Origin of the sequence: Acinetobacter sp., from assembly GCF_036666595.1 — a bacterium.
Taxonomy (GTDB): Bacteria; Pseudomonadota; Gammaproteobacteria; order Pseudomonadales; family Moraxellaceae; genus Acinetobacter.
This window is the reverse complement of record NZ_JAVWVO010000012.1, coordinates 14,085-32,432: the sequence shown is the minus strand read 5'-3', so window position 1 is coordinate 32,432 and position 18,348 is coordinate 14,085. Positions and strand designations below refer to the sequence as shown.

Genomic DNA, 18,348 nt, shown 5'->3' with positions numbered 1-18,348 from the left:
GCTTTAAGTCTTTCTATTTTTAAAAATAATTCAGCGGAATTTTTAAGTAAGAAACACCATTGTCTTCTGGTTTAGGAAATTTACCTGCAAACATATTGATTTGAATCGCTGGCAATATCAATTTCGGCATACTTAACGTTGCATCACGGCGGTTTCGCATTTCGACAAAATCAACTTTTCCCGTTGTAGTATTGATATGAATGTTTTTATGCTTTTGCGAATAAACCGATGTTTCATATTGGTATTGATCACGACTTTCGGGTAAATAGTCATGGCATAAGAACATCCGCATTTGATCTGGCAATGTGTACAAAGTCTTCACCGAGTCAAATAAAGCCGCCGCACTCCCCTTTGGGAAATCACAACGTGCCGTTCCATAGTCAGGCATAAACAAAGTGTCCCCCACAAAAACAGCATCACCAATGACATAACTGAGACACGCGGGCGTATGCCCAGGTGTCGGAATATTATAAGCTTCTATGTTGCCTATCAAAAATGTCTCGTGATCTGCATAAAGATAATCAAATGACTGCATAGCATTTAAATTTTTAATATCTAAATGATAAATCTCACCAAAAGTTTGTTGTACGATCTCAATCTTATGACTAATCGCAATTTTTCCGCCTAGTTTTTGCTTTAAGTACTGTGCAGCACTTAAATGATCTGCATGAACATGTGTTTCTAAAATCCAATCTATGCTTAGGCTATTTTCTTGAATATAAGTAATGATTAAATCGGCCTGCTCTGTTTTAGTCGTTGCCGATGCTGCATCATAGTCCAACACACTATCAATCACGGCGCAGCGCTGAGTGTCTGGATCACTCACCACATAACTAAACGTATTGGTCTGTGTATCAAAAAATGCTTTTACTTGCGCGGTTTGCTTCATGGCATTTTCTCCATCACTTTACGATGTAGTAGCACACCAACGAACATCGCAATTATAAAATAGATCGCTTGATAATAACCCAGTCCAATCAAAGTAAAACTCGGCGCAGGACAAATTCCCGCAATTCCCCAGCCTATACCAAATAGCAGACTTCCCAAGATCAGTTTTCTGTCGATTTTCGTATTTTTAGGAAGTTGTATGGCTTCACCATAAAAGGTTTGTGGATGTGGCTGACGTACAGCTTTTTGAAAAGGAATAAATGCAACTGCAATCGCACCCATCATCACAAAAGCCAAACTGGCATCCCACTGCCCAAAAATATCTAAAAAGCCAATCACCTTCGCAGGATTCGACATTCCTGAAAGCATGAGACCAATTGAAAATAATCCACCCCAAATGAACGCCCAAACATTTCTCATTTTAGATTGCTCCAAGCATATGACGAACAACATACACAGTAATAAAGCCTGCGAACATAAAACTGATTGTAGCGATGATTGAACGTTTGGATAAGCGACTGATACCACAAATACCATGCCCGCTGGTACAACCAGAGCCTAAGCGAGTTCCAAAGCCTACCAATACGCCCGCAATAATTAACATGAAAGGTGTAGCCTCAATATGGATCTCTGGCTGAACAAAAGCGGCACATATAAATGGAACAATGAACAAGCCCAATAAAAACCATAGTGCAGGCGTATTTATGATCCCTTTTAAATTTAAAACTTGAGAGACCAGACCACTGATTCCTGCAATCCGTCCATTGGTATATAAATATCCAACGGCAGAGATGCCAAGTAATATTCCACCTATAAAAGACCACACAAAATCATACATTGGCAATCCCCCTTAAAACAATATATGTTTTTATAATATATATAATTAAAAAATAATCAAGCGTACTTTGTGCCTAAAAGTGCTTGCTATGTCTATGACCACTGTTTACGAGGCCCTTTCATCTGGGTTTAGATATTTGAATGGGCACTACCTGTTCGTTCTCGAAGCTTTTAGTCTTTTAGATAACACCTTAAAGTATTTCTTTTACATAGTTATTCTTCACAATAACGTAAAAAGCTTGAATATATCCCCGAGGGATTTTGTATTCAGCTCTTTTTTAGATTAGAAATACTTAACTTATCTCGTTTTATTTCATTATAGTTTTCATTTAAAGAAACTGAATAGAGTTAGGGGGACATCTCTACATCATGATCATTATTCTGGGTTTATAAAACACATTCACGGCGTTTGAATATATTTTCATGTAGGTAGACACATGAAAAGTGATGAAATAACCAGATCATTTTATAAACAGTTTATTGAAATTCTGATAGTACGCGTTCTGCAAACCATCTTGGGAGCTTAGACACGGCGGCATTCATTTTTAAGGTTTCAGCTGCTTCTATTTCTGCAAGAAAAGACGCTTGTATACCGTCAGAAGAGTTATCAAACAAGTAAGCGCGATCGCAGCACTCTATGGCTTGCATGAGCAGGTCCATACTGCGGTAATAACGCTCGATAATTTTCTGCTCAGGGACAGGATGCCCACCTACACTGACACGATACTTGACCCGAGCAATATTGATTTGTGGATCGACTGTTGAAACATAATATAGATAGGTTTTATAACCCTGACGTTTCGCTTCTCGGAGAAATTCAACTTTAGAGATATGTGACATTACCGTCTCAAAAGTAAAACTGACTTTTAAGCGCAGAAACTCAAGCCGGATATAGTCAATAATACGTGCACAGAGATAAGAGTCGATTTCATTAGTTTTAAACTCGACCTTCCATTCATCTAGTACCATCGGTTCATGCGCAAGTAAGGCCACGAACTGTCCCGCCTGAGGACGTTTCTTACTTTTTAAAAATGTGACCAACTCTGAAGCTTTTAAGGAAGGATGATAATGCAATAAATCAAGGCGTTGACTCTGTCTTAAGTTTTGTTCCAGTTCATCTGCATTTAAATATGCCCCAATATGTTGGGGCAAGAGGTAATCTTTAACAGTGCTTTTACCAGAACCATTCGGTCCTGCAAACATTCTTATTCTAGGTTGTCGAGGTGGCATATCAATCTATACGGTTGCGTGTTTCTTTTTACGTGTCAATGTCGGTAAAACGCCTACATCGACATAAGCACTACTTAAGTCTTGTAAAACAGTTTCATTGCCATGAATATCTCGTTCAACCAACTGTTCAGCTTTTGCATAAACCACAGAAGAACGAGTGATTGCTTTTTGAAAAGCATCATGAAAAGCATGAATGGCAAGTTTAGGAATCATATCATCCTCATATTTGCCTACTTTAATGTCGGTATAAGCTGCCATACACCAACTCCTACTCAAACGATGGTGGATTTTTATTTATCTTAACACAATCGAGGACATTGTCTATTTATACAGCATCCTGAAACAATAAATTAGATCTTAATATCTACACTAATTTCATGCTGTCTTATTCGGTTACTTTACTTTTTAATCGTTTCGTATCTTCAACTTTTAAAGCTTTAGCCGTTGGGCAGAAGGCACTTTCATTCATCCCTGCATCGGTCAGGCTTTTTTCTTGCTGATCAAGATAACGGTTGGCCACCATCAGCATCACTGAAGCGGTACTTAACTCAATATTGGCTTTAGATAGCGCAGCAATTTGATGATATGCATCCATACGCTGACAAAATGCGGTTTTCATTTCTGTTGCTGTCGCTGGATTATCTTTTGCATCTAGAACAGTTTTGGTTGAATTCACAGTTGCTGTATATTCTGCCATCTTCTGATCATACTGCGCCTGAGTTAGCTTCGTTGTTTCTGCATAGCTCAGGGTTGATAGAAACGATGATAAAAATAACGAAAGGCTAAGCAACGTCCATGTTTGTTTTTTCATGTATTAAGACTCATCGCCTTCTTTCCATACGTCTTCATAGTCATCGCCATCAATCATAAAACGATAACCTTCACTTAAAGCCAAATATGGAAGTACATCAGGCAAGATATCTTGTAATTCACGTATAGTCATGGTTGTAAAAAAGTCTTGGCCTTCACCCAATTCACCACCATAGATGAACCAAGCGACATTCTCTTCAGTTTCTGGCTTTTTACGTAAACCGACAATGGGTTCTTGATTTAAAGTCTGCACAGCAACAGCAACGACATCATCACCTTTTACTTCAACATAAGCCGAGTCAAATTCTTCACACAGTAGTTTTTGTTCTGCAATCAATTCATTCAATGCAGATTGCTGTGACTTTTGTGCCATGCGATGCTGCCCCTTTTGAGCGTCAATCTATCGATAGCGCATTTTAAAACATATTTAGGTCAAAGGCTGTTTTTATTTAAACAATTAGCACACAGGTGAACACTCAATATCACTACAAATGTGGCATTCATTTTGCTTAGCAGTATTACGTTTTATAAAAAAAGTAATATCGGGGCTAAGCAACTATGGGTTATGTCGCGCGAGAACTCAGTCCTCAAAGCAAAATATTGCTGGGCTTTGGATCATTTCTACTACCAATCCTCATTTGGTGTGCTGTGAGTTATTTGCCCTTTATTTGGCATCCTCAGGTACAAATCACCAAATCTGGCAGCGTCTCTTTTCTACAAGTCGGTAGCCGTGTAGACAAAAGTGTGTTCTATGAAGAAGCACAAAGTGCCGTCAATGCAGGCACAGAGCCACCGCAGGGTAATTTGGTCAATCCCATTTATTTACCAGCACCTCATCAAGTTGCGATAGCCTTAGTGACGGCATTTACCACACCACCCACTCAAGCCGATGCATCATGGTTTCATCAAAGTCTTTGGCACAGTATCAATATTGTATTTAGTGCTTTCTTTATTGCATCACTCGTTGGTATTCCATTGGGGATTTTATGTGGTTTTTCCAACAAAATTTCCAAGCTCACTGAACCCTTTGTTGAGTTCTTTCGCTACTTACCTGCGCCTGCCTTTGGTGCATTGGCTGTTGCCATATTAGGCATTAATGATGCACCAAAAATTGCCATCATCGTGATTGGGACGCTGTTTCAGCAAATTCTGATTATTGCCAATACTACGCGTATGGTGGACCGCGGGCTGATTGAAGCGGGTTATACCCTAGGGACGAATAAAGCAAAAAGTCTGTTTCACGTGGTCATTCCAGCAGCGTTACCCGATATTTACCGTGATTTACGTGTTTTGCTGGGCTGGGCGTGGACCTACTTGATTGTCTCTGAGTTGATTGGCACCACCACAGGGATCACTTGGTTTATTACCCAGCAAGCACGCTACCAGAACTTTGACAATGTCTATGCTGCGATTTTAATTATTGGCGTGATTGGCTTGGTCTGTGATGTGATTTTAATGAAGCTCGGACAACATCTCTTTAAATGGAAAACGGGAGCAAAATAATGATAACCACAGATATAAAAGCGACGGAGTTCAATGCTCGTCAGTATTTTGATCACATTTATCAACGTCCTATCATTTTAGAGGCCAAACAACTTAGTCAAGTTTTTCAGCATGGTAAAAACTCACGCACGATTTTAAATCAGCTCGATTTGAAAATTCATAAGCGGGAGTTTATTTGTGTCATTGGTCCATCTGGTTGTGGAAAATCGACCTTTAGTCGTGTTGTTGCGGGGCTAGACCCTTATAGCAGTGGCGAATTGCTAGTAGATGGACAGCCCATTTCAGGCCCTAGTCCAGAGCGAGGCATGGTGTTTCAAGGCTATACCTTATTTCCTTGGAAATCGGTTAAAGAAAATGTGATGTTTGGTCCACTGATGAAAGGTGCAAGTCATGCCTCAGCTGAAGCGGCTGCACGAGAATGGATCAATATTATTGGCTTAGAGAAGTATGAAAACCAATATCCGCATCAACTGTCTGGCGGGATGAAGCAACGTGTTGCGATTGCTCGTGCTTTAGTCAATGAACCGAAAATTTTACTGATGGATGAACCTTTCGGTGCGCTTGACCCGCATACCCGTCAGAAAATGCAAAAACACCTGATGGACTTATGGCAAAACATTGATATCACCATCATCTTTGTAACCCATGATATGGATGAGGCTATTTTACTGGCTGATCGTATCGTCGCGCTTAAAGCCAATCCAGGTGAAATTAAAGAAATTATTGAAGTGGATTTACCCCGTCCACGAAGCGCTGAACTGATGTCCAGCCCTGCCTTTAAGCAACTTCGAGAGCGAGTCGATTTCTTAGTACATGCACAAGAAGAAGAAATTGACCCAGCACTGGAGGATTTACCCAAAATCCCACGTATGACCCAAGTCAGTACACACAAGTAACTCATTGATCTAGCCTTAGGGACGACCCTTAGGCTTTATGCACTGTTGGACGGCCAACGCGAGGATTTTACCATGCAAGATAAATATGTCCTTCCACTGGTGGATATCAGCCTTTTAAATAGCCCAAATCTAGATGCGCGTATGCAAGTTGCTCAAGCACTTGATCAGGCCTGTAAAGAAGTTGGATTTCTCTATCTCAAAGGTGATCAATTTCAACCTGCATTATTTGCACAGTTATGTGACATCGCGGAACACTATTTTGCCCAAGATGACGCATTAAAAATGCAAAATTATATTGGCAAATCGGTCAACCATAGTGGCTATGTACCTATAGGTGAAGAACGGTTTTCGAGTAACAGCTACGATTTAAAAGAATCTTATGATGTAAATTATGACTATCAAGGGTCTGCATTAAATTATCCCTTACTTGGCCCGACACAATGGCCAGATGATCCCACATTTAAACGCCATGTCTCACAGTACTATCAGCACTTAAAAGCAATTGGTCATCAACTGTTTCGCTGTTTTGCGCTGGCTTTAGAGCAGAAAGAAGACTTTTTTGATGTGCATATTCAACATGCACCCAGTCAGTTACGACTCATTCACTATCCATATAATCCTCAAGCGACAGATGTAGAAGGCATCGGGGCACATACCGACTATGAGTGCTTTACTTTATTATTGCCGACAGCACCCGGTTTACAAGTCCTCACTAAGCAAGGCGAATGGATTGATATTCCTCTACTTGAAAATACGTTGGTGATGAACATTGGTGACATGATGGAAATATTGTCCAATGGTAAATATTTAGCCACCAAGCATCGGGTCAAAAAAGTCCAACAAGAACGCTACTCCTTCCCTTTATTTTTTTCTTGTGACTATGACTATGTCATCCAACCGATTAATACAAATGAGCCACCTAAATATGCGCCACTGGCAGGTGGAGAACATTTGTTTAATCAAACGGCTCAAACCTTTCATTATTTAAAACAACGTGTAGCCAGTGGTGAGTTGGCCTTAAAGAATGCCGTTCCGCTTTATTCTTTTGGTCTGACTGAGTCAAACATGGAGTACACCCCATGAATTTATTCGAAACTTTAAGTCAACTAAAACCTATCACAGCTGCTTCAGGCAGCGTACCAAACTATTTAATGGGCGCATTTCGACGTAAGAGTATTAGCTTTTACAATGGTCTGACAGATGAAAATACGATTGTCTATTGGTTTCAGTCCAAGAGCTTCACCATTGACCTACGTCTCAAATCAACAACAGATACACCCATCACAGAGCGTCAAGCATGGGTCGGTTATACGCATTGGGATGCACAAACTGCATCACTGTCATGGGAGCTAAGTAGCAATTATCAGAACCATACCCAATGGCCTGAGCCAGCAACCCTGCATAGCATTGGCAATTGTATTTTGGAGTTCTCACCGAGTAATGCCTATGTTGAAGACTGGCGTCAACAAACCAGTACGGGTTTATTTTTAGGACTACGCTTACTCAAAGCCGTACATGTTGCCACGCAGCAAGAAATTTCGCTTGATGGCGGTCTCATCATCTGCGGTGAGTATATGGCATATGCAGAGTCACGTTTACCCCATATTCAACAGAATATAGACGCGTTAGGGGTTCTTTCTTATGTGGAGCAAAGTCCTTCTGACTTAAATCAAATTGAAAGCTATGAAGTATCAGTTTCAACTCAGGATCAGCTCATTCAATATTCAAGCTGCACCCAAATGACTCAACAACAACTCATTCTAGATGGTTTTGAAGTCGTTGATACTGAAACCCTCATACAGCATAAATTGATCGGTGGAGAAGCGTATCAGTTGGAATTTGTCGTGGATGTGTATGAACCTGAATATACTTTTCAAAATGTAACACCTACCACGGCGGATAGTCAGCATTGGCTGAAACAAGAACAACATCACCTCATGCATCATGCAACTGTGGTTGCGTAAGGGAGCTTTAATAAGCTATGGCTTTTCTCTATTTATTGATTGCCGTGATTGCAGAAGTCCTCGCAACTTCTGCATTAAAAGCGACCAATGGTTTCACTGCACCTTTACCTATTGTTTTAACTATTATTGGTTATGCAATTGCGCTCTTTTTCTTAGGTCTAACGTTTAAATCCATCCCTATGGGGCTAGCTTACGCACTGTGGTCAGGTGCAGGCATTATCCTGATCTCTACAGTCGGTTGGATTTACTTTAAACAGCAACTCGATTTTGCGGCGGTTGTTGGTTTAAGTTTTATGATTATCGGCATCGTGATTATTCATATGTTTTCTAAAAGTACGCATTTATAAATACATGCCTTAAAATCTACTCTTTATTTAACATTAGATCTTTCTTTGCTTTTTAAACACACTCATACAAAAAAGCCCAAGTTAACTTGGGCTTTTAGTTTCTACGGAGTCTTACTTTAACTCTTCAACCAAAGCTGGGTAAATTGCGCCATCAACATCCATTTCTGTTTTATAAATGCCATTTTTAACGTTGAATTTGTTTACGTGATAGCTTGAGCCATAAATCGAGTCAAAACCTGAACCTTTCTTAAAGACGGTTTTATTGGCTGCCAAATCGAGTAAATGCGTTCCACCAATAAATTGTTCATATTGTTTTGGATCGACTCCAACACGATTCGACATAATTTTCACGGCGTCTTCATGTGTTGCAGGGTCATTAATGTATTTGACCGTTTTATCCCACACTTGGATCATCTTTTTCCAATCTTCTTTATTGGCAGAAAGATGGCTCATATTCACGGTCAGCGTGTCATAAATTAAACCTGGCTTATCTTTAGAACTATAAATAATTTTAGACCCTGCAACAGACTTCAAAGCTTGATTGGCTACAGGTTGCCAGACCGCAATTGCGGCAATATCTGGACTGGCAAAAACTTGTGGAAGCTCATTGGTCATGGAGTTGACCAATTTAATGTCACTGGTCTTAATTTTTGCATCTGTCAGTGCTGTACTTAGCAATAAATGGTCAACCAAACCTTTTTCAGTGGCAATGCTTTTGCCTTTTAAATCGGCAATGCTGTTAATTCCATCTTTTGCAATGATCACATCATTACCTGCGGAGTAGTCCGTCGCCATAATCATTACACCTTGAGTTCCACCAGAAGCTGTGACTAGATTATCTCCATTGGTCACCAGTACTGCATCTAGCTGATTGGCTGCAAAAGCAGAAAGCGATGATGAATAATCAAACCATTTAAACTCAACATTCAAACCAGCTTTTTTGAGCCAACCTTTTTCAATTGCCACTTGCCAGGCAACAAAACCCGGCCAATCACTATAGCCAATCGTGATGGTCTTGGTGGCTGTGCTCTCAGATGCACTGTTTTTTGTTTCAGGAATTTTGGCGGTGTTATCACAACCTGCCAATAAAATAGTCGAAACAATAGATGCTGATAAAAACGCTTTTTTAATCATGATGCAATTTTCCCGATGCTGTAAATGTTTAAACTTGCTATGTATGGAGTGAGTCATTGAGGACGGTGAACATGGTCACGATTTCAACGCTCTCTGTTTTTCATTTTGTGGAATCGGCGGCATCACTGCATCCATCAGCTCCAAATGTCCTTTGATCACACCTTTCAAAGCAATGAATTGCTGGCTTAATGCTTTTAACTCTGTAGTTAAGCCCTGCAAAATCATCACTTCTAGAATTTTTTGCTCATCTAACTGAATATGCAGTGAACTGACCACTTGCTCTAAAAATTGTTGCTGCAAGTCCTGCAATTGGACTCTAAGTGGCGTGACACTGGCGTCATAGAGCAAGGTAAATGTCCCCACCATCACGGCGTTACGTTGCTCCTGATCCGCAATCAAATGTTTATTAATCATGTCGACAATGGCTTGAGAACGACTTTCGTAGTGCTGATCAACAATTTTCTGATCCAATGCATCGACAGTTAGTTCGGGCACAGTGATGCTGATCCGTGCCAATTTATGTTTCGACACGTGCTTATCCTTTTTCGGATGGATCTTGCTTGATATAAATGCCCGCTCTAGCGCTTAAGATGGCGACCACGAACTGTTTAAATACGGTGAAGAATACATTTAAGTCATCTTTGAATTTTTTAGACATTTGCTGCTCCTTTCGGTATTACCAAAAAAGGTTTTTGTAATACCTAGAACTAAGCAGAATACATGCCAATTTTTTGATTAGATTGACAGCAACAGCGCATTAAAAAGTTTATTTTTCGTGCAAAAAATATTTATATTTTTAAAATTGATACATCAAAGTGCATTTCGGGCTATTCAGCTTGACTTTTCATCCGTCAAAGGCCCAATGTTTACGTCCCTATAGACAGAATACTTTCTGGAAATGAGATCTTATGTCCTCACAACTTTTAGTTTTCTCTCACTTATAAGCAAAAAAAATCGCCAGATGGCGATTTTTCTTTTATTGATAAACTTTTTGGAACTCACCCAAAATTGGAGCTGAGACGCCATCTTTATACACATATCGAGAGATAATACCTTGATCTGTATAAATATTCATTTTAATCGAATTTGTACCTTTTAAGCTACTCATCAAATTTACAGGCGCTAAAATATAATTGGTCGAACGGTTTGTACCTAACACATGATCATGCTCGGTTGGCCCAGTGACAGCAAAAGTTTGGCTTTTTTGTCCATTGGTAAACACGACCTTTTGAATGTCGTATTTATTGTAAGTACTGCTCAAATGCATTTTTAACTTAAGCAGTTCTTTGTTGGATTCATTCCAGCTCACAGTGACCACTGGACAAAGCTCATTCTGCGCACAGATGAGTAACCCTGTGGTCCCCACATTTTGACGACTTGGATCTGTAGAGGTTGTCGCACAACCTGAAAGCAACATCGCCCCCAAACTCATGAGTAACCATTTTTTTGGCGATACGTTCGTTATCATTATATTTACTCCCAGAAACTTAAAAGGCTTTGAAATTCTAAAATGAAGCTTTGATTTTTCCCAGTCCCTATTTTTGACGAATCTGCACCTAAATCAAGCTTTTTCGTTCATTCAGGTTATAAATTTTAAAATTTATATCTCTTTATACAAATATGAAAGAAAAGAACCTGCTGAAAAGCTCGCTACTAACCAAGCACATGTATTCTTTCTAATATGCTCTCAATGAATACTCAACTTTGCAAGCCTATCAAAACAGATGACAGAACATGACGAAGGGAATCAACATCCTTTATACTGGTTCTAAAAGCTCACCAAAGACATAGCCGCCGATGAAATTCTTTAGTTGCGCATCCTGTCAAAACCAAGTCTTTTTTGCCAACTCACAATGTGTGAGCTGCCAAACTACACTCGGTTATATTGCATCAGAAAAAGATATGGGGAGCTTTGAACAGCACAGCCCTGTTCTTTGGTTAGCGCTAAATGAAAAATACCAGACGAAGCGCTATAAGCCTTGTTATAACTATCAGCATCATCAAGTCTGTAATTGGGTTATTCCCGCAGAGAGCAACGACATCTACTGTGAGTCTTGTGTACTCACATATACCATTCCTACTCTCGACAACCCTGATCATATCGTCTATTGGTCACGGCTCGAACATGCTAAACGGCGTTTTCTGTATTTAATGCAACGCCTGAATATTATGCCAAGGCCCAAATATAACGATGATGATCGCTACGGACTCCGTTTTAATTTTCTCATGCCTGAGCCAGAGCATCCTGTGCTGACAGGACATGCTAATGGCGTCATTACACTCAATGCCAGTGAAGCAGATGTCATCTATAGGGAAACGACCCGTATTAAAATGGGTGAAAACTACCGTACGCTTTTGGGGCATTTCCGTCATGAAAGTGGTCATTATTATTTTGACCTCATTAAATCGCTACATCCTGAGCTGGTCGACGAGTTCCGTCAGTATTTTGGAGATGAGCGTCAAGACTATAATGCAGCACTACAACGCCACTATGAAGATGGCGCACCGCAAAACTGGGACAAGTTTTATGTCAGCTCTTATGCCAGCACACATCCTTGGGAAGACTGGGCAGAAACATGGGCACACTATTTACACATGATGGACACATTGGAAACCGCTTACTATGCAGGATTAATTGTGCGCAATAATCGAAAAGATACCCATGACTTAAGCTTTTATGAAAATCCAATCGGCGCTCAAGATTTTGATTTACTCCTCAAACAGTGGATGACACTGACTTTTAACTTAAATGCGTTAAATCGCAGTATGGGTTTAGAAGATGCTTATCCCTTTACACTATCAGGACCAGTCCTCGATAAATTAAGATTTATACATAAACATGTTTTGGGCAAAGCCTTTGCTCGCCAAATCGCTTGAGCTGAATATAAGCGTTCTTAAGTTATGTCTAGGGACACCAAAGATTGGACCAAATCTGGATGTAACTCGGTAAAAATTATCTTAAAATGAAAGACATCTTGAGCCTATATAGATAACGTCCGTGCTAAAAACTATGCTTTTAATGAGACATCATGCTTTCACGCGACCAATCATTTTAGGGCTAACGATTGTTTTACTGCCTGCCTGCCAGTTGGTCAAAGTCAAAGAAAATAATATCCATCAAGCTATTCGTAGCAAGTCTGAAAATATCTTAACCCATGACCAATTGAGTGCGGAAACCACAAGCTTACTCAAATTACTCAGCCTGACGCCACAGCAATGCACCGCTGAATTTGAAACATGTTTAAAGCGCTTAAACACACAAACAGATATTGCAGCAGATGAGCGCTATGCCGCTTTAAGTGAACTGTATTTGGCCCAAGCTTTAGAGTTTTCAAAACAACGCAACTGTACCCAAGCACAGCCACATAATGAAAATAATCACTGCTTAGAACAGAGCCTTGAGGTCTTCGACCAGAGTTTACGTTATAGCTATGTGTATTTATTTAAAATGCAAGAAAGCCCAAGTACCCGTGTTTTTGATCAAAGACAAATGCATGTCCGCACTTTTTACAATGTTGCTTTGTCGCGTTTAATTACCACGGCGTACCGTACGCAGCCTTTTCATCAAGTTCCCGCACAACTCAACGTCCAACAACGTCAATATATTGTAAATTTAGAACACTATCCTGAACTGAAAAGTAAAACCATTGACCGAGTTCAATCCAGTTATAACTTAAATTTTTCAGGTTTTTATCAAGTCAACCGTCAAGATGGTCTGGGCGCAGAGTTTGTAGTTGTGACTGAAGCGGATCCTATTCATAAAAATGACTTTATCCTTGACCCGATATCGCGTTATCAAAATCAAACCAATCCCAATATCCATCCTGCACGCTATTTGTCCGTAACCGCAGCGGCACAGCCATTAAACCCTGAAAGCAGCATTGAAGATGTGCTTAATGGCAAAGCCATTTTTGAGATTGAGCTATTTAATCCTTATACGCAAAAGTATGTAGAGATTCATCAACAAAAATATATCCTCACGGCGAATTATTCTGTGCCTTTTGCCTACTGGCTGGCAGAAAATAAACTGGGCTCTACAGGCTACTTAACCCTGCTCGATAAAACTGAGCGATTGCGTATGCCACATGTCTATATGCTTGAACCTTACCAGCCGAATAAAAAAGTGATTGTACTTATTCATGGTCTCGCCAGCAGCCCTGAAACTTGGGTCAATCTGACCAATAACATTTTGGGTGATAAAGTTTTACGGGAAAACTTTCAGGTATGGCAGGTATTCTATTCAACCAATATGCCGATTGTTGAAAGCCGCTATCAGATTCATGCACTACTCAAACAAGCCTTTGCACAAGTTCAACCCAACTCTCGCTCGGCCAGTGACGCCGTGCTGATTGGACATAGTATGGGCGGTGTCATTAGCCGCTTACTGATAAGTGAGCACGATATTTCTGAGCAAGTGATTCCACTGTTAAACTATGAGCAATACACTCGATTACAACAATACCCCGTAATCAAAGAACGTTTTCAATTTCATTCCGATTTACCCATTGGACGTGCAATTTTTATTGCCTCGCCTCACCGTGGCAGTGAACTGTCTGACCGCTGGTACATGGAGTTGGTGAAGAAAATGGTGAAGTTGCCGATCACTTTCTTTAACCAAGTGGATATACAGCTCAATGGTAGCTCAAGTACCAAAGGCATGGTGCAATCTGGCCCTGATGACTTAAGTCCAAAGTCACGCTTTATGGCTTTGACCAGTAACATTATGCCGGTATCCACAGTTCCTTATCATTCTATTATTGGCAATCACCATCAGACCAATGACACACATGACATGAGCGATGGTATTGTGCCCTATTCAAGTTCACATCTAGAACAGGCAGTCTCTGAAAAAATCATTAAAGGCAACCATTCGGTGCATGAGGAAGCAGAAACATTATTAGAGTTGCGCCGTATTTTGAGGCTACACCTTGAGCAAACTCAGGCTCAATGATCAACAGTACTAAAAATGTTTACTACTTGGAGATTTTTATCCAAATACTCTAACCCAGCTAAATGAGCATCGAAAACTTGAAAAGCAGCAGTTTTAAGACCTAGCGCATGGAAAGGTTTTGATATACTTGCTTTATCTAAAAAATACATGCATTTATCTGCTCGGAAACATCATGCACATTAAAAATCAAGTTGTACTGGTCACAGGTGGCGCACGCGGTTTAGGTCTTGCGATTACACACGGCTTAATCAATGAGGGTGCTCGTGTAGTCGTGAACTATTTGAACAGCCAAGTTGCAGCGCAAACCTTAGTTCAGCAATATCCCGAGCAGATCTTTATCTACCAAGCTGATGTTACAGACAGTGCACAAGTTAAAAGTATGTTTGACGCAAGCTTTCAGCATTTTGGACAGCATATCAACGCCGTGATTAATAATGCGCTGATTCAGTTTGAGTTTAATGGTGAGGCCCGCCCAAAAGTTCATGAGCTATGCTGGGAAACTATGCAACAACAATTTGAGGGTGCAGTTAAAGCCGCTTTGAATACTACCCAAGCGGCGCTTAAAGGTATGAAACAAAACCAGTTTGGGCGCATTGTAAACATCGGAACCAATCTGGTGCAGAACCCAGTGGTACCTTATCATGACTATACCACGGCGAAGGCTGCACTATTGGCATTTACGCGTACCTCAGCACATGAACTTGGCCAATATGGCATTAATATCAATATGCTCTCTGGCGGTTTATTGCAAACCACTGATGCCAGCAAAAGTACGCCCAATGAAGTTTTTGATTACATCGCGAGTGCAACACCACTGCGTCGTGTAGTTACACCTGAGGAATTTGCTTCAGCCATTTTAATGTTCTTATCGCCATATTCTTGTGCTGTGACAGGTCAAAACTTGATTGTCGATGGTGGTTTAGTCAAAGGCTAATTCGCTTTAATCCTTACACTTTAAGTAAGTATGATTTAAACAATCCATTTTTAAACTTCTCAAAGCTTCATCGACTTGAAGTTTTGTTTTAGGTTCAAGTCTTCTTCAGAATCTGCTCACCCTAGCAAGGAATACAGTACGATGCTTTCTTTCCCCATTCGGCACCGACTGGCTGGCTTTTACTTTTTCTATTATTCCATTGTGGGCACGTTCATGCCGTTTTGGAGCCTGTATCTCGAAGATCAAGGCTTTAATTACAGTGAAATCGGTATCCTGTCCTCAATTGCGATCATTACCCGCTTTTTTGCTCCTTTTATTTGGGGCTGGATTGCAGATAAATCAGGAAAGCGGATGCTTTTGGTCAGAGTCGCAACGTGGATGGAAGCCTGTATTTGGTTCATGATTTTTATCATTCCAAACTCCTTTCAGGCGATCGCCCTGCTCATGCTGATCTTTAGCTTTTTCCAAAATGCCATTCTGGCTCAGTTTGAAGGCGTAACTCTATTTTGGCTCGCGGAACAGCGCAGTGCTTTGTATGGAAAAGTTCGAAAGTGGGGATCAATCGGCTTTATTGTCGGGGTTTTTGGTATTGGAGCGTTATTGGAAATTTTACCCATTTCTATGCTGCCAGTTTTATTGCTGTGTATTTCATTTTTGGCCTTTATTTGGTCATTTAGCATCAAAGAACCGACCACTGCACCCCATTCACAAGGGCAGCTCGAGCCATTATTACCTATTTTAAAAAAACCCGTTGTCGCTGCATTTTTCGGTATCGAGTTTATTCTGCTTTTTTCGCATGCGCCCTTTTATAGTTTTTATAGCAACTTCTTAAAACAAGCTGGTTACTCAACCACAGAAATTGGTTTTTTGTGGGCTGTCGGTGTCACGGCCGAAATTATTATGTTTGCCATTGCTCACGTTTTTTTCAAACGTTTTTCATGGCGACTCATGGTGTCTATTTGTCTGATCCTCACGGCGCTACGCTGGTTTATGGTGGGTTCTTTTCCACAAATCTTTGCGATCCAGTTCTTCGCACAAACCATCCATGCCTTTAGCTTTGGTTTATTTCATCTCATCGCGATGCGTATCATTTTCCAAAACTTTAGCTTAGGGCAACAAGGACGTGGTCAAGCCTTATATAGCACCATGTGGGGACTGGGTGTAGCGTCTGGAAGTATTCTTGCAGGACATTATTGGCACAGCCTGTCAGGCGAACATATTTTTATTCTGGCAGGCTGTGCTGTGCTACTGGGCTTGGGTTTTGTTCGGTACTTACCCAAAGAAGTTCAAGCTTAAAAAGCTCCCTTATAATCTGCCTGCATAAATTGCAGCAGTTTTACTCTACTTTCTAAACTTTGATTTCACTATATTTATGAAACCATGGCTGGGCTTGTTCAAGTTGACTAGCCAGCTGTAATAACAGATCTTCACGGGCAAAAGGCGCAATGAACTGTGAACCAAGCGGAAGATTGTCGGCATTCCAATACAAAGGTACAGACATCGCGGGTAAACCTGTGATGTTGGCTAACTGAGTAAAAGGCACCCAACGTAAATTATCTTTCACAATTTTATCGACCAATTTTCCTTGTGCCAGCAGGTGTGCTTTGCCGACTTTTAGTAAGCTTTTTAAAATTGGTTTTTGCCATGATGGGGTAGAAATTTGCCCATTTTTAGGTGCGACTGAAGCTGTAGCGGGAGTCAGATAAAGATCATAATGATCAAAAAATTGGTTCATTTTGGTGACATACACTCCCCAATTATTCAGGTTATGAATATATTCTAACGCAGTCGTTTTCGCACCAAAGGCAGCCAAAGCTAAAGAATCCAGCTCAAAGTCTCCTGCTGTGGTCGGAACGTGTTGCTTGATCTGCTCTAGCATATAAGAAAACTGACTAAACCACGTCGTGATGAAGTCTCTGGCCAAAGACATACCATCTATCTCAGGTTGTGCTTCGACCACTGTATGCCCTAAAGACTCCAACAAACGTGCAGTATGCTGCACCGCATCAATTGCATCTTTAGACACTGGGGTTCCGATAGGCGATTGAGTACTAAATGCAATTTTAAGTTTTTTTACAGGCTGCTGTAGACAAGCCAAATAACTTTGGTTGGGCTGTTCAATTTTAAACAACGAGCTATGCTCTGCACCCTGCGTTGCATCTAACATCGCGGCACTGTCTCTTACACTTTTACTCAATACATGCTGTATCGCGGCGCCGTGCATTGCCTCACTCATATCTGGGCCCCACGGCGTACGTCCACGACTCGGTTTTAAACCAAATAAACCGCAATACGATGCAGGAATTCGAATCGACCCACCGCCGTCGCCCGCACCCGCAATAGGAACAATCCCTGCGGCCACTGCAGAAGCGGAACCACCCGATGAGCCACCACTATTATGTTTTAAATTCCAAGGATTATGACAGGCTCCCCAGGCATCTGATTCCGTAATGCCTTTGATGCCAAACTCAGGAGTATTGGTACGGCCAAAGGTTAAAATGCCTGTGTTTTCCCAACGGTTTACAATTTCTGCATTATGTTCTGCAATATGGCCCGTGCGTTTAAATGCTTGGCAGCCATAAGAGGTTGGATAACCTGCATATTCTTGAAATAAATCTTTTACTAAAAATGGCACCCCTGTAAATGGACCAGACAATGCATTTTGTGCTCTGTTCTTGGCATAATCATGCATAGGAATAATAATCGCATTTAAAGCAGGATTGGTTTGTTGGCTACGCTCAATTGCAATTTGTAATAATTCAGCGGGATGGATTTGTTTTTGTGCAACCAACTCAGCCAAACCCAGCCCATCATAACGAAGGTATTCAGAAAAATTCATTTTTATCCAAGTATA

The 18,348-nt window shown here is 40.7% G+C and carries 20 protein-coding genes; 9 read left to right on the top strand and 11 right to left on the bottom strand.

The features are described from left to right. Nucleotides 1-19: 19 nt before the first annotated feature. The 7 genes from RR876_RS14020 to RR876_RS13990 form a co-directional block, all read right to left on the bottom strand. Complete coding sequence (locus RR876_RS14020) at nucleotides 20-889, bottom strand: MBL fold metallo-hydrolase (RefSeq protein WP_332478311.1); 870 nt, start codon at nucleotides 887-889, stop codon at nucleotides 20-22. Next, on the bottom strand, nucleotides 886-1,308 hold the full coding sequence (locus RR876_RS14015; protein WP_205666665.1) for a DUF6691 family protein: 423 nt from the start codon (nucleotides 1,306-1,308) through the stop codon (nucleotides 886-888). Before RR876_RS14015 ends, RR876_RS14020 begins: the two co-directional genes overlap by 4 nt. A 1-nt stretch (nucleotide 1,309) precedes the next feature. Continuing rightward, entirely contained in the window at nucleotides 1,310-1,726 is a 417-nt protein-coding gene (locus tag RR876_RS14010; protein ID WP_332478312.1) for a YeeE/YedE thiosulfate transporter family protein, read from the bottom strand. A 476-nt stretch (nucleotides 1,727-2,202) separates the two neighbouring features. Further along, entirely contained in the window at nucleotides 2,203-2,928 is a 726-nt protein-coding gene (locus RR876_RS14005; RefSeq protein WP_332478313.1) for a zeta toxin, read from the bottom strand. A 33-nt stretch (nucleotides 2,929-2,961) separates the two neighbouring features. Further along, on the bottom strand, nucleotides 2,962-3,213 hold the full coding sequence (locus RR876_RS14000) for a hypothetical protein (RefSeq protein WP_332478314.1): 252 nt from the start codon (nucleotides 3,211-3,213) through the stop codon (nucleotides 2,962-2,964). Nucleotides 3,214-3,340: 127 nt separating this feature from the next. Then, the gene (locus RR876_RS13995; protein ID WP_234964205.1) at nucleotides 3,341-3,766 is read right to left on the bottom strand and encodes a hypothetical protein; all 426 of its coding nucleotides are present in this window, start codon (nucleotides 3,764-3,766) and stop codon (nucleotides 3,341-3,343) included. Between the two features lie 3 nt (nucleotides 3,767-3,769). After that, a complete protein-coding gene (locus RR876_RS13990) occupies nucleotides 3,770-4,138 on the bottom strand; it encodes a hypothetical protein (RefSeq protein WP_332478315.1) in 369 nt (122 codons plus the stop codon). A gap of 185 nt (nucleotides 4,139-4,323) precedes the next feature. Here RR876_RS13990 and RR876_RS13985 point away from each other — a divergent pair, with 185 nt between their 5' ends. The 5 genes from RR876_RS13985 to RR876_RS13965 all read left to right on the top strand — a co-directional run bounded on the left by RR876_RS13985 (nucleotide 4,324) and on the right by RR876_RS13965 (nucleotide 8,475). After that, the gene (locus RR876_RS13985; protein WP_332478316.1) at nucleotides 4,324-5,268 is read left to right on the top strand and encodes an ABC transporter permease; all 945 of its coding nucleotides are present in this window, start codon (nucleotides 4,324-4,326) and stop codon (nucleotides 5,266-5,268) included. A 14-nt stretch (nucleotides 5,269-5,282) separates the two neighbouring features. Then, nucleotides 5,283-6,164, top strand: coding sequence for an ABC transporter ATP-binding protein (locus tag RR876_RS13980; RefSeq protein WP_332478336.1), 882 nt, complete (start codon nucleotides 5,283-5,285; stop codon nucleotides 6,162-6,164). Between the two features lie 72 nt (nucleotides 6,165-6,236). Next, nucleotides 6,237-7,247, top strand: coding sequence for a 2OG-Fe(II) oxygenase family protein (locus tag RR876_RS13975; RefSeq protein WP_332478317.1), 1,011 nt, complete (start codon nucleotides 6,237-6,239; stop codon nucleotides 7,245-7,247). Next, a complete protein-coding gene (locus RR876_RS13970) occupies nucleotides 7,244-8,128 on the top strand; it encodes a hypothetical protein (protein WP_332478318.1) in 885 nt (294 codons plus the stop codon). Before RR876_RS13975 ends, RR876_RS13970 begins: the two co-directional genes overlap by 4 nt. A gap of 17 nt (nucleotides 8,129-8,145) precedes the next feature. Continuing rightward, a complete protein-coding gene (locus tag RR876_RS13965; protein ID WP_126036587.1) occupies nucleotides 8,146-8,475 on the top strand; it encodes a multidrug efflux SMR transporter in 330 nt (109 codons plus the stop codon). 111 nt (nucleotides 8,476-8,586) lie between these two features. Here RR876_RS13965 and RR876_RS13960 read toward each other — a convergent pair whose 3' ends face one another. The 3 genes from RR876_RS13960 to RR876_RS13950 all read right to left on the bottom strand — a co-directional run bounded on the left by RR876_RS13960 (nucleotide 8,587) and on the right by RR876_RS13950 (nucleotide 11,077). Further along, on the bottom strand, nucleotides 8,587-9,609 hold the full coding sequence (locus tag RR876_RS13960) for an ABC transporter substrate-binding protein (RefSeq protein ID WP_332478319.1): 1,023 nt from the start codon (nucleotides 9,607-9,609) through the stop codon (nucleotides 8,587-8,589). Between the two features lie 75 nt (nucleotides 9,610-9,684). Beyond that, nucleotides 9,685-10,140 (bottom strand): transcriptional regulator, encoded by a 456-nt coding sequence (locus RR876_RS13955; RefSeq protein WP_332478320.1) that lies wholly within the window; start codon nucleotides 10,138-10,140, stop codon nucleotides 9,685-9,687. 445 nt (nucleotides 10,141-10,585) lie between these two features. Further along, nucleotides 10,586-11,077, bottom strand: a complete 492-nt coding sequence (locus RR876_RS13950; RefSeq protein WP_224469177.1) for a hypothetical protein — start codon at nucleotides 11,075-11,077, stop codon at nucleotides 10,586-10,588. 329 nt (nucleotides 11,078-11,406) lie between these two features. Between RR876_RS13950 and RR876_RS13945 the strand changes: the two genes are divergently transcribed. The 4 genes from RR876_RS13945 to RR876_RS13930 all read left to right on the top strand — a co-directional run bounded on the left by RR876_RS13945 (nucleotide 11,407) and on the right by RR876_RS13930 (nucleotide 16,790). Further along, nucleotides 11,407-12,486 (top strand): putative zinc-binding metallopeptidase, encoded by a 1,080-nt coding sequence (locus tag RR876_RS13945; protein WP_332478322.1) that lies wholly within the window; start codon nucleotides 11,407-11,409, stop codon nucleotides 12,484-12,486. Between the two features lie 133 nt (nucleotides 12,487-12,619). Then, a complete protein-coding gene (locus RR876_RS13940) occupies nucleotides 12,620-14,560 on the top strand; it encodes an alpha/beta hydrolase (protein ID WP_332478323.1) in 1,941 nt (646 codons plus the stop codon). Between the two features lie 172 nt (nucleotides 14,561-14,732). Continuing rightward, nucleotides 14,733-15,494 carry a 3-oxoacyl-ACP reductase gene (locus RR876_RS13935; protein WP_332478324.1) on the top strand — a complete coding sequence of 254 codons (762 nt, stop codon included), beginning with the start codon at nucleotides 14,733-14,735 and terminating at the stop codon, nucleotides 15,492-15,494. Between the two features lie 141 nt (nucleotides 15,495-15,635). Further along, nucleotides 15,636-16,790 (top strand): MFS transporter, encoded by a 1,155-nt coding sequence (locus RR876_RS13930; RefSeq protein WP_332478325.1) that lies wholly within the window; start codon nucleotides 15,636-15,638, stop codon nucleotides 16,788-16,790. 52 nt (nucleotides 16,791-16,842) lie between these two features. On the opposite strand, the gene RR876_RS13925 is transcribed toward RR876_RS13930, so the two are convergent. After that, nucleotides 16,843-18,333, bottom strand: coding sequence for an amidase family protein (locus tag RR876_RS13925; protein WP_332478326.1), 1,491 nt, complete (start codon nucleotides 18,331-18,333; stop codon nucleotides 16,843-16,845). Nucleotides 18,334-18,348: the final 15 nt, after the last annotated feature.

Coding starts and splice junctions, on each gene's coding strand:
- RR876_RS13995 (WP_234964205.1), bottom strand. CDS start 3,766: ATGAAAAAACAAACATGGACGTTGCTTAGCCTTTCGTTATTTTTATCA.
- RR876_RS13990 (WP_332478315.1), bottom strand. CDS start 4,138: ATGGCACAAAAGTCACAGCAATCTGCATTGAATGAATTGATTGCAGAA.
- RR876_RS13975 (WP_332478317.1), top strand. CDS start 6,237: ATGCAAGATAAATATGTCCTTCCACTGGTGGATATCAGCCTTTTAAAT.
- RR876_RS13960 (WP_332478319.1), bottom strand. CDS start 9,609: ATGATTAAAAAAGCGTTTTTATCAGCATCTATTGTTTCGACTATTTTA.
- RR876_RS13985 (WP_332478316.1), top strand. CDS start 4,324: ATGGGTTATGTCGCGCGAGAACTCAGTCCTCAAAGCAAAATATTGCTG.
- RR876_RS13930 (WP_332478325.1), top strand. CDS start 15,636: ATGCTTTCTTTCCCCATTCGGCACCGACTGGCTGGCTTTTACTTTTTC.
- RR876_RS14010 (WP_332478312.1), bottom strand. CDS start 1,726: ATGTATGATTTTGTGTGGTCTTTTATAGGTGGAATATTACTTGGCATC.
- RR876_RS13945 (WP_332478322.1), top strand. CDS start 11,407: ATGAAATTCTTTAGTTGCGCATCCTGTCAAAACCAAGTCTTTTTTGCC.
- RR876_RS13970 (WP_332478318.1), top strand. CDS start 7,244: ATGAATTTATTCGAAACTTTAAGTCAACTAAAACCTATCACAGCTGCT.
- RR876_RS14015 (WP_205666665.1), bottom strand. CDS start 1,308: ATGAGAAATGTTTGGGCGTTCATTTGGGGTGGATTATTTTCAATTGGT.
- RR876_RS14000 (WP_332478314.1), bottom strand. CDS start 3,213: ATGGCAGCTTATACCGACATTAAAGTAGGCAAATATGAGGATGATATG.
- RR876_RS13950 (WP_224469177.1), bottom strand. CDS start 11,077: ATGATAACGAACGTATCGCCAAAAAAATGGTTACTCATGAGTTTGGGG.
- RR876_RS13935 (WP_332478324.1), top strand. CDS start 14,733: ATGCACATTAAAAATCAAGTTGTACTGGTCACAGGTGGCGCACGCGGT.
- RR876_RS14020 (WP_332478311.1), bottom strand. CDS start 889: ATGAAGCAAACCGCGCAAGTAAAAGCATTTTTTGATACACAGACCAAT.
- RR876_RS13940 (WP_332478323.1), top strand. CDS start 12,620: ATGCTTTTAATGAGACATCATGCTTTCACGCGACCAATCATTTTAGGG.
- RR876_RS13965 (WP_126036587.1), top strand. CDS start 8,146: ATGGCTTTTCTCTATTTATTGATTGCCGTGATTGCAGAAGTCCTCGCA.
- RR876_RS14005 (WP_332478313.1), bottom strand. CDS start 2,928: ATGTTTGCAGGACCGAATGGTTCTGGTAAAAGCACTGTTAAAGATTAC.
- RR876_RS13925 (WP_332478326.1), bottom strand. CDS start 18,333: ATGAATTTTTCTGAATACCTTCGTTATGATGGGCTGGGTTTGGCTGAG.